Origin of the sequence: Arsenicicoccus sp. UBA7492, assembly GCF_002479615.1 — a bacterium.
Taxonomy (GTDB): domain Bacteria; phylum Actinomycetota; class Actinomycetes; order Actinomycetales; family Dermatophilaceae; genus Arsenicicoccus; species Arsenicicoccus bolidensis.
Genome location: NZ_DLOE01000025.1, coordinates 156,984 through 167,204, shown reverse-complemented (window position 1 = coordinate 167,204; position 10,221 = coordinate 156,984). Strand labels below are relative to the sequence as shown.

Annotated in this window: 6 protein-coding genes; 3 read left to right on the top strand and 3 right to left on the bottom strand. The window is 71.7% G+C overall.

Annotation, left to right across the window (positions count from 1 at the left end; all coding sequences use genetic code 11):
- Window positions 1-1,685: M4 family metallopeptidase (locus B4E97_RS07445; protein ID WP_286959255.1), on the bottom strand; the 1,685-nt coding region annotated here is incomplete at its 3' end.
- Between the two features lie 364 nt (window positions 1,686-2,049).
- A complete protein-coding gene (locus B4E97_RS07440; RefSeq protein ID WP_286959253.1) occupies window positions 2,050-2,451 on the bottom strand; it encodes a cobalamin B12-binding domain-containing protein in 402 nt (133 codons plus the stop codon).
- A 186-nt stretch (window positions 2,452-2,637) separates the two neighbouring features.
- On the opposite strand from B4E97_RS07440, the gene B4E97_RS07435 reads away from it, so the two are divergent.
- A complete protein-coding gene (locus B4E97_RS07435) occupies window positions 2,638-3,504 on the top strand; it encodes a M23 family metallopeptidase (RefSeq protein WP_286959251.1) in 867 nt (288 codons plus the stop codon).
- Window positions 3,505-3,958: 454 nt separating this feature from the next.
- On the opposite strand, the gene pcrA is transcribed toward B4E97_RS07435, so the two are convergent.
- Complete coding sequence (pcrA, locus tag B4E97_RS07430) at window positions 3,959-6,412, bottom strand: DNA helicase PcrA (RefSeq protein ID WP_029212493.1); 2,454 nt, start codon at window positions 6,410-6,412, stop codon at window positions 3,959-3,961.
- A 102-nt stretch (window positions 6,413-6,514) separates the two neighbouring features.
- Between pcrA and B4E97_RS07425 the strand changes: the two genes are divergently transcribed.
- Together B4E97_RS07425 and B4E97_RS07420 are read left to right on the top strand one after the other, a co-directional pair.
- A complete protein-coding gene (locus B4E97_RS07425; protein ID WP_286959261.1) occupies window positions 6,515-9,568 on the top strand; it encodes a glycine--tRNA ligase in 3,054 nt (1,017 codons plus the stop codon).
- A gap of 98 nt (window positions 9,569-9,666) precedes the next feature.
- A complete protein-coding gene (locus tag B4E97_RS07420) occupies window positions 9,667-10,197 on the top strand; it encodes a GNAT family N-acetyltransferase (RefSeq protein WP_286959249.1) in 531 nt (176 codons plus the stop codon).
- Window positions 10,198-10,221: the final 24 nt, after the last annotated feature.

Sequence of the window (10,221 nt, the reverse complement as noted above, 5' to 3'; positions counted from 1 at the left end):
TGGGTGGGCGTCGGGGTAGGCGTGGGCGTCGTGCTGGAGCACCTGGCCGTGCCGGCGGGCACGTTGATCGCGCTGAACGCCTTCTCCACCGAGGCGCAGGCCTGGCTCGAGGCGCCATACAGCTCGATCGCCGACTGGATGGCTCCCTCGCGGGCCGCCGTGTAGCGCGACGCGGAGGTAAGCTTGGTGGACAGCGTGCGGTACCAGATCTTCTCGATCTTGTCATGGCCCGCGCCCGTCACGGTCGAGGAGTTGCAGGTGGCGCTGTTGTAGGAGACGCCGTTGATGCTCTTGGCACCCGAGCCCTCGGAGGCGAGGTAGTACCAGTGGTTGAGCGGGCCGGACGTCAGGTGGGGGTCACCCGTGCCCTTGGCCGGCCAGCTGTTCATCGAGGAGTTCCAGCAGTCGTAGCTCTGACCGTCCTTGGACGGCTTGTCCATGTAGCGCAGCGGGGTGCCGTTGCCGTTGAGGTCGATCTGCTCGCCCATGAGGTAGTCGGGGCTGTCGGCCGCCAGGTTGGCGTACCACTCCACGCCGGCGCCGAGGATGTCGGAGGACGCCTCGTTGAGGCCACCGGCGTCGCCGTAGTAGACGAGACCGGCGGTGTTCTGCGTGACGCCGTGCGTCATCTCGTGGGCGGCGACGTCGATCTCGGTGAGCGGGTTGGCGTTGCCGGCCCCGTCGCCGTAGGTCATCTGGCTGCCGTCCCAGAAGGCGTTGGTGTAGTTGCTGTCGTAGTGGACCCGCGAGCGGGCACCACGACCGTCGTTCCAGATGCCGTTGCGGCCCATGGTCGTCTTGAAGTACTCGAAGGTCTTGTCGGCGCCGAACTGCGCGTCGACGGCGGCGCTCTGGCGGTTGCTGTTGGAGCCGGTGCCCCAGCGGTCGTCGGCGTCCGTCATCGTGGTGCCGGTCGTCGTGGTGTTGCCCGAGTCCGTCGTGTAGTTGCCCGTCGAGGGGTTGCGCAGCGAGTAGGTGCCGCCGGAGTAGGTCGTCGACAGCGGGACGCCGCCGACGTAGATGCCGGTGCCGCTGCCCTGGTGGATCTCGTCGTACGACCGCAGGCTGGCCCCGGTGTCGGCGTCGACCAGGCTCGCGATGCGCGACGGCGTCTTGTCCTTCTCCACGCCCGTGGTGCGCACCTCGTAGGCGAGGTGCTGCGTGCCGGCGCCGTCGACGTAGAGGACCAGGCCGGTCTGCTTGACGGCGGCACCCGCCAGGCCCTTGTCGCCGTTGTGCTCCTTGGCCGCGGCGAGCGCCCTGGCCTCACCCTGGGCCTTGGACACCTTGGGTGACAGGTCGATCGTGATGGCGCCGTCGAAGGTGCCGTCGTGACCCGTGACCTTGCCGGACGCGTCGCGGTGGATGACCAGGTCGCCGCCGACGACGGGCACCTTCTTGTAGGTGCGGTCGACGCGGACGTGCGAGCTGCCGTCGGCGTCCTTGATGACGTCCTTGACGACGAACGCGTCGTCGGCGGACAGGCCGACGGCCCTGACGAGCGCGGCGGAGTCCGCCTGGGCGGTCTTGACGAGGCCTGCGCGGGCGTCGGCGGCGACGAAGACCGTGGCCTTGTCGTTGCCGCTGCCGCTCTGGTCGGCGGCCTGGGCGCCCGTGACGACCAGGGGCGTGGCGGCCGTGGCGCACGCGATCGCGAACGCAGCTCCGATGGTGATTCGCTTCATGAGATGGCTCCTGCGGGTACGCGGCAGCGCCGAGCAGAGCGCTGCCGAGGGGGACCGGAGGTGGGGGACGTGAGCTGTCCTGATGGGCCCGCCGACCGGTGCACGGAATCTCACACACCCTCGTTCGGGTGTAAATACCGGTGAGCCAAGTTGGGCCGAACGGGTGGCGCTTTGACCCACTTCAAGCCGATTACCCGGGAATGTGTGACATGGCGTTACATGTGGTCAGGTCATTACCAGGTCGCATCCAGGCAACGGCACACCCGCACGGGGGCCGTGACGGCGGCATGAGGAAGGGGCACCCTCGCCGGTCCGGCGAGGATGCCCCTGATGGTCCAGAGGGGTGCGGTGCGATCTGCTGAGCTCAGTGGGCGTCGACGTTGGAGGTGACCCACTCGACGATCTCGGTGGTGGTGGCCCCAGGGGTGAAGACATAGGCCACGCCCATGTCCTTGAGCGGCTTGATGTCGTCCTCGGGGATGATGCCGCCGCCGAAGACCACGATGTCGGATGCCTCCTTGGCCTGCAGGAGGTCGATGACCTTCTTGAACAAGGTCATGTGGGCGCCGGACAGGACGGACAGACCGACACCGTCGGCATCCTCCTGGATCGCCGCCTCGACGATCTGCTCGGGGGTCTGGTGCAGGCCGGTGTAGACGACCTCCATGCCGGCGTCACGCAGCGCGCGAGCCACCACCTTTGCACCACGGTCGTGGCCGTCAAGACCCGGCTTGGCCACAAGGATTCGCAACCTGGACTCGCTCATGCCGCCAGCCTAGCCCAGGGGGACCCGCTCGGCACCGGCGGGGTGATGCGTGCCACGTGGCGGAGCCTGGACGTGGATCTGCGCAGGTCAGACGCACCGCTTCACCCGTACGCTCGCATTGCGTAACGAAAACATCACGGGTTAGCCTGACTTGCCCCCTCGCCCGCCGATGTCAGGTAACCCCGCATGCCCCTCCCCCCTCTGTCCGAGGTTGCGCACGTCCACGGCAGCTCCGGTCGGCACCGCGCGAGCGGCAGCACCCGTCCTCGCCCCCGCCTCGCCACGGCAGGAGCCGTCACGACCCTGACGGCCGTCGCCGTGGCTGTCACCGTCACCACCGTGGGTGGCGACGACGCCCGGACCGGGTCGGCACAGGCCGCCTCTCGCGTCGCGGCGAGCGTGCCCGCCGCGGCCCCGGTCGCCCTGGCTCCCGCCGCCGTGGCCCCCGCACCGGCCGAGGACACCTCCTCGCTCCTCGCTCGTCGCTCCAGCCGGCTGGACCGCGCCGACCGCTCGGTCCGCACCGTCGCCGTCCCCCGCGCGCTCTACCGCGCCGCCACGACGCCGTCGACGGTGACCGTCCCCGCGGCGATCGCCGCTCCCCCGGCCGCGCCCGCGGCCGCCACCCCGGCCAAGCCCGCTCCCCCTGCGTGGGTCGGCCCCATGGGCGGTCCCTACCGCCTGACCTCGCGCTTCGGCCCCCGCTGGGGTGGCGTCCACCACGGCCTGGACTTCGCGGCTCCGATCGGCACCCCCCTGCGCTCCCTGTCCACCGGCGTGATCACCGACGTCAAGACGGGGCACGGTGTCTACGGCACCTACATCGACGTGACGTTCACCGACGGGAGCCTGGCTCGATACGCCCACCTCAGCCGCGCCGACGTCGCGCTGGGCGCCAAGGTCGGTGCCGGCCAGACGATCGGGCTGTCCGGCAACAGCGGCCGCTCCACCGGACCGCACCTGCACCTCGAGATCCACCCGCACGGCGACCCGAACCTCAAGGACGCCGCCGACCCCGAGATCGAGCTCCGCAAGCGCAAGGTCGGCGTCTGACCCCGCGCTCCCAGCGCGAACCCGGCACACCACGCCGCCCCCGGCGCGCACCCACCGCGCTCCCAGCGCGACCCTGACCGCCGCGACGGCACGTGGCGTGCACAACTGCTGCACATCGGATCGTCATGTCCGCGAATTCCGTTGTGCCGCAACAGCCCCATCCGCCACGTCGGCCCGTTGTGCAGCAGCTGGTTGCGCCGCGGCGGCCTCCCGCCATCGCGAAGCCGGCGCGAGGGGACGGGATCCGAGCAAGAACCGGGACCGTGACGCGGCCTGCCAGTGACGGCGGGTCGCCATACTCAGATGCCCGCCGTCGGGCAGCCGACGGCGAGTGGGCGCTGACCAGCATCCTGCCGCGGGAGACCGGTCGGTCCGCCGCCCGGTCCATCCGCGACCTGCCGCGACGAGGTCGAGCGGGTCGTGTCGTGCCCGGGATCGGGTGGCAGACCGTTCGCTAGAGCTTCTCGAGCGGGGCGATCCCGAGCAGGAAGCGCTTGACGCCGGTGTCGCCGCCGAAGTCGACGGTCGCCATGGACTTGGGGCCGACGCCCTCCACGCGCACGACCGAGCCGAGGCCGAACGAGTCGTGGTTGACCCGGTCGCCCGCGGACAGGGACGGCACCGGCCTGGCCGGGCCGCGCGCCTGCCGCATGCCGCCGAGGCGAGCGACCGTCGGCGCCGAGGACCGCCCCATCAGGGCAGACTCGGTGCGCTGCCAGTCCAGCAGCTCGTCGGGGATCTCGTCGAGGAACCGCGAGGCGGGGTTGAACTGCGGCTGCCCCCAGGCGGATCGGACGGCGGCGCGGGACAGGTGCAGCCGCTCGCGGGCCCGCGTGATGCCGACGTAGGCCAGGCGCCGCTCCTCCTCGAGCTCCTTGCTGTCGCCCAGGGCGCGGCTGTGCGGGAAGGTGCCGTCCTCCATGCCGGTGAGGAAGACGACCGGGAACTCCAGGCCCTTGGCGGTGTGCAGGGTCATGAGGGTGACCACGCCGGAGCCGTCGTCCTCGTCCGGGATCTCGTCGGAGTCGGCGACCAGCGACACCTGCTCGAGGAAGTCGTCGAGCCCACCCTCGGGATAGGTCTCGTCGAACTCCCGTGCCACGGCGACGAGCTCGTTGAGGTTCTCGATGCGGGTCTCGTCCTGCGGGTCGTGGCTGGCCTGCAGCTCGGCGAGGTAGCCGGAGCGGTCCACGACCGCCTCGAGCAGCTCGCCGACGCCGCCTCCGGCGTCACGCACCTCGCGCAGCCCCTCGAGCAGCTTGGTGAAGCCCTTGATCGCCGTCACCGACCGGGTGGCGATCGCCGGCGCGTCCTCGGGGTGGCCCAGCGCCGCCACGAAGCTCGTGCGGTCCCGCTCGGCCAGCGCCGCCACGCACGCCTCGGCGCGGTCGCCGATGCCGCGCTTGGGGACGTTGAGGATCCGGCGCAGGTTGACGGTGTCCTCGGGGTTGGCGATCACCCGCAGGTAGGCGAGCGCGTCCTTGACCTCGCGGCGCTCGTAGAAGCGGGTGCCGCCGACCACCTTGTAGGGCAGGCCGACCCGCACGAACACCTCCTCGAGGGCACGGGACTGCGCGTTGGTGCGGTAGAAGACCGCGACGTCGCGCGGCTTGACCCCGTGCTCGTCGCCGAGCCGGTCGATGGACTGCGCGACGAAGGACGCCTCCTCGTGCTCGCTGTCCGCGACGTAGCCCACGATCGGCGCGCCGTCACCCTGGTCGGACCAGAGCGACTTCTTGCGCCGGTCGGGGTTCTTGGCGATGACGGCGTTGGCGGCCTGCAGGATCGTCTGGGTCGAGCGGTAGTTCTGCTCCAGCAGGATCGTGCGCGCCTGCGGGTAGTCCTGCTCGAACTCGACGATGTTGCGGATCGTGGCGCCGCGGAAGGCGTAGATCGACTGGTCCGCGTCGCCCACGACGACGAGCTCGGCCATCGGCAGCTCGCCCTCGACCGTCGGCCCGCCCGCGAGCTGCCGGACCAGCTCGTACTGCGCGTGGTTGGTGTCTTGGTACTCGTCCACCATGATGTGCCGGAACCGGCGGTGGTAGTGCTGCGCGATCTGCGGGAAGGCCTGCAGGATGTTGACCGTCGTCATGATCAGGTCGTCGAAGTCCATCGCGTTGGCCTGGCGCAGCCGGCGCTGGTAGTCGACGTAGGCCTCGCCGAGCAGGCGCTCCTGGTGGGTCGCGCTCTCCCCCAGGCGGTCTCGGTAGGTCTCCTCGTCGACCAGCTCGTTCTTGAGGTTGGACACCTGGTGGCTGAACGACCGCGGCGGGTAGCGCTTGGGGTCGAGGTCCATGTCCCGCAGCACCATCGCCATCAGGCGCTGGGAGTCGGCGGCGTCGTAGATCGAGAAGCTCGAGCTCAGCCCCACCGCCTTGGCCTCGCGGCGCAGGATCTTGACGCACGCCGAGTGGAAGGTCGACACCCACATCGCCTTGGCCCGCGGCCCGACGATGGCCTCGACGCGCTCGCGCATCTCGGCGGCCGCCTTGTTGGTGAAGGTGATCGCCATGATCTCGCCCGGCTGGGTCCCGCGCGCCGCCAGGAGGTAGGCGATGCGCTGCGTGAGGACGCGGGTCTTGCCCGAGCCGGCGCCGGCCACGATGAGCAGCGGCCCGCCCTCGTGGACGACGGCCTCGCGCTGCTGCGGGTTGAGGCCCGCCACGATCTGCTCGGGATCGCGCGAGGCGGCGAACGCGCCCCGTCCGGTGCCCCCGTGGAGGCCGGGCGCGGCGGCATACGACCCGTCGTCGACCGGAGGAGCGTCGGCGTCCGTCGGAGGCGGCACGTCGTCGGACAGCGCCCAGGCGGGCAGGCCGGACTCGTCGACGTCGCCGGAGGCCGCGGCCGGGCGCATCGCGGGGGTGGGAGGGGACATGGGCAGGTCGTCGAAGAGGGATTCCATCGCAGCGACAAGACTACGGCCCACCACTGACAGACCCTCGCCGGACGGGTCTCGGTGACGGGCCGACGCCGCCGAACCACGTAGGCTGTGCGGGTGCTGACCATGCAAGACGCCCTCCGCATCCTGTCCGACTACTGGACCCAGCGGGGCTGCCTCTCCGTGCAGCCCTTCAACACCGAGGTGGGAGCGGGGACGATGAACCCCGCGACCGTCCTGCGGGTCCTCGGACCGGAGCCCTGGGACGTCGCCTACGTCGAGCCCTCCGTGCGGCCCGACGACAGCCGGTATGGCGAGAACCCCAACCGCCTCCAGACGCACACGCAGTTCCAGGTCATCCTCAAGCCCGAGCCCGGCGACCCGCAGGAGCTCTACCTCGGGTCCCTCGAGGCGCTCGGGATCGACCTCGCCGCCCACGACGTGCGCTTCGTCGAGGACAACTGGGCGCAGCCCGCCATCGGCGCGTGGGGCCTCGGCTGGGAGGTGTGGCTGGACGGCATGGAGATCACCCAGTTCACCTACTTCCAGCAGGTGGGCGGGCAGAACCTCGACCCCATCCCCGTCGAGCTGACCTACGGCGTCGAGCGCATCCTCATGGCCGTGCAGGGCGTGACGCACTTCAAGGAGATCGCCTACGCCCGCAAGCCCTCCGGCGAGGTCATCACCTACGGCGAGGCCTTCGGCCAGTCCGAGTACGAGATGAGCCGCTACTACCTCGACGACGCGTCCGTCGAGACCAACCGCGCGCTCTACGACAGCTATGTCGCCGAGGCCACGCGCATGGTCGAGGCCCGCCTCCCGGTCCCCGCGCACTCCTACATCCTCAAGTCCTCGCACGCGTTCAACGTGCTCGACGCCCGCGGCGCCATCTCCACGACCGAGCGGGCGCGCGCCTTCGCCACGATGCGTCGGCTCATGCGCGACACCGCGGCCCTGTGGATCGAGCGTCGCGCCGAGCTGGGCCACCCGCTGATGCGGCCCCTCGAGGCCGCGGCGGACGCGCTGCCCACCGTGGACGAGTCCACGCTGCCGGCCGAGCCGCAGACCCTGGCGTTCGAGATCGGTGTCGAGGAGCTGCCGCCGCACGTCGTGCCCGCGACCATCGAGCAGGTCCGCGCCGCCCTCACCGAGCGCCTCGCGGCGACCCGGCTGGAGCACGGCGCCATACGGGTCGACGGCACCCCCCGGCGCATCGTCGCCGTCATCGAGTCCGTGGCCGCCCGGGAGCCGGACACCGAGCAGGTCCGCAAGGGCCCCAAGTGGCAGGCCGCGTATGACGCCGCGGGCAACCCCACCAAGGCGCTCGAGGGATTCGCCCGGGGCCAGAAGGTCTCGGTCGACCAGGTCCAGCGCCTGGAGGTGCAGGGCGCCGAGCACGCGTGCGTCGTGGTCGAGCAGCCCGGCCGCACCGTCATGGACGTCCTGACCCCGCTGCTCGCCGAGGTCGTGACGGGGCTGCGCGCCGAGAAGAACATGCGCTGGTCCGACCCCTCCCTGTCCTTCTCCCGCGCGATCCGCTGGCTGGTGGCGCTGTGGGGCGAGACCGTCGTGCCCGTGCAGGTGTCGCGCCTGGTCGCGGGACGCGAGACCTACCTGCAGCGCACCACCGGTGGCGTCGAGCGGCAGGAGCGGGGCGACGGCGTGCTGCTGGGCCACGTCGAGGTGCCCTCGGCCGACGAGCTGCTCCCTGCCATCGGCCGCGGAGGCATCGCGCTGGACACCGCTGCCAGGCGGGCCGCCGTCGTGGAGCAGGCCGAGGCCCTCGCCGCGCGGGCCGGCGGCCGGGTCGACGTGGAGGCCGAGGCGGCCCTGGTCGACCAGATCACCAACCTCGTCGAGGAGCCGCACGGCGTGCTCGGCGACTTCGACGAGCGCTATCTCGACCTGCCCGCGCAGATCCTCACCACCGTCATGCGCAAGCACCAGCGCTACCTGCCGGTGCTGGACGCGTCCGGGGCGTTGCTGCCGCACTTCGTCACCATGGCCAACGGCCGCTGCGACGACGCCACCGTCAAGGCCGGCAACGAGTCGGTCATCCGCGCCCGCTACGAGGACGCGCTGTTCTTCTGGAACGCCGACCTGCAGACCGACTCCGTCGAGTCCTTCGTGCCCGGCCTTGACCAGCTGACCTTCGAGGACCGCCTCGGCTCGGTCGGGCAGCGCGCCCGCCGCATCGCCGACGTCGCCACCGCCCTCGCCGACCAGGTCTCCCTCGGCGCCGCCGACCGCGAGACCCTCACGCGCGCAGGCGCCCTCGCCAAGTACGACCTCGCCACCCAGATGGTCACCGAGATGACCTCCCTGGCCGGCTTCGTCGCCCGCGAGTATGCCGTCCGCACCGGCGAGCCCCAAGCCGTGGCGGACGCGCTCTACGAGACCGAGCAGCCCAAGACCAGCGCCGACGCCCTGCCCGCGTCCGTGCCCGGCGCCCTGCTGGCTCTCGGCGACCGCTTCGACCTGCTCATGGCGATGTTCGCCATCGGCGCCAAGCCCACCGGGTCCTCCGACCCCTTCGGCCTGCGCCGCGCCGCCCTCGGCGTCGTGCGGATCCTGCGCGACCAGGGCCCCGTCGGCCAGGCGCTCGCCGACCTGTCCATCCGCTCCGGGCTCGAGGCCGCCGCGGTCCGGCTGCGGTCCCAGGGAGTCGAGGTGTCCGACGAGTCCGTCGACGCCGCGCTGGAGTTCACGGTCGGGCGCTATGCCCAGCTGCTGCGCGACGAGGGCACCTCGGTGCACCTCATCGACGCCGTCCTGCCCGGTGCCGCCACCCCCGGCGAGGCCACCACGGCGCTCGCCCAGGCCGAGGCGCTGCGCGGCGACGAGGGATTCCGGTCGATCGTGGCGTCTCTGCAGCGCATCGGGCGGATCGTGCCAGACGGCACCGCGACGGCATACGACGCCTCCCGGCTCACCGAGCCGGCCGAGGTCGAGCTGCGCGAGGCCCTCGAGGGCCTGCCCGAGGGGTCGAGCGCCGACCTCGAGACCTTCGCGGCGCAGGGCAAGGCGCTGGTCGACCCGGTGGCGCGGTTCTTCGACGACATCCTGGTCATGGCCGAGGACCCCGAGGTGCGGGCCGCCCGGCTGGGGCTGCTGGCCTCGGTCCGCGCCGCGGCGCCGCGCCAGGTCGACTGGTCCGCGCTGTCGACGGCCCTGGCCTGACCTGACCCGCCCCACCCGAACCCCCTGACCCGAGATCGTGAGGGTTTCCTCGAAGAAGTTGGGGGAAACCCTCACGATCTTTTGGGAGGGTGGGCCGTATGCCGCAGCTGATCGCCCCGACCACCCGTCTGCACCGCTCCTGGCTGGCATCGCTCGACGAGTGGGGACCGGGCGTCCACCAGGACGGGGCCTCGCTCCCGGCTGACGTCCCTGCGCTCCGCAGCGCAGCGGGCTTCGCAGACTGGGTGGAGCAGCTGCTGCTGCAGGCCGACCCGACGTCCGAGCGTCCCCACGGCTACGTGCCGGCCACCACCTTGTGGGTCGCGGACGATGACAGCTACCTCGGCGCGATCCAGCTCCGTCACACGCTCAACCCGCACCTGCTCGAGGTCGGCGGCCACGTGGGCTACGGCATACGGCCGTCGGCCCGCGGGCGCGGGCTGGCCACCTGGGCGCTCGGTGAGGTCCTCCCCCGGGCCCGGCGGCTCGACCTCGACAGCATCCTCGTGACCTGCGACGACACCAACCTGGCGTCGGCCGCGGTCATCGAGCGCAACGGCGGCGAGCTGGAGGACGTGCGCGAGCACGCGCCGGGGGCGCGGACGCGCCGCTACTGGATCGCGCTGTGACGAGGCGCCCGTGCGAACCCCGGC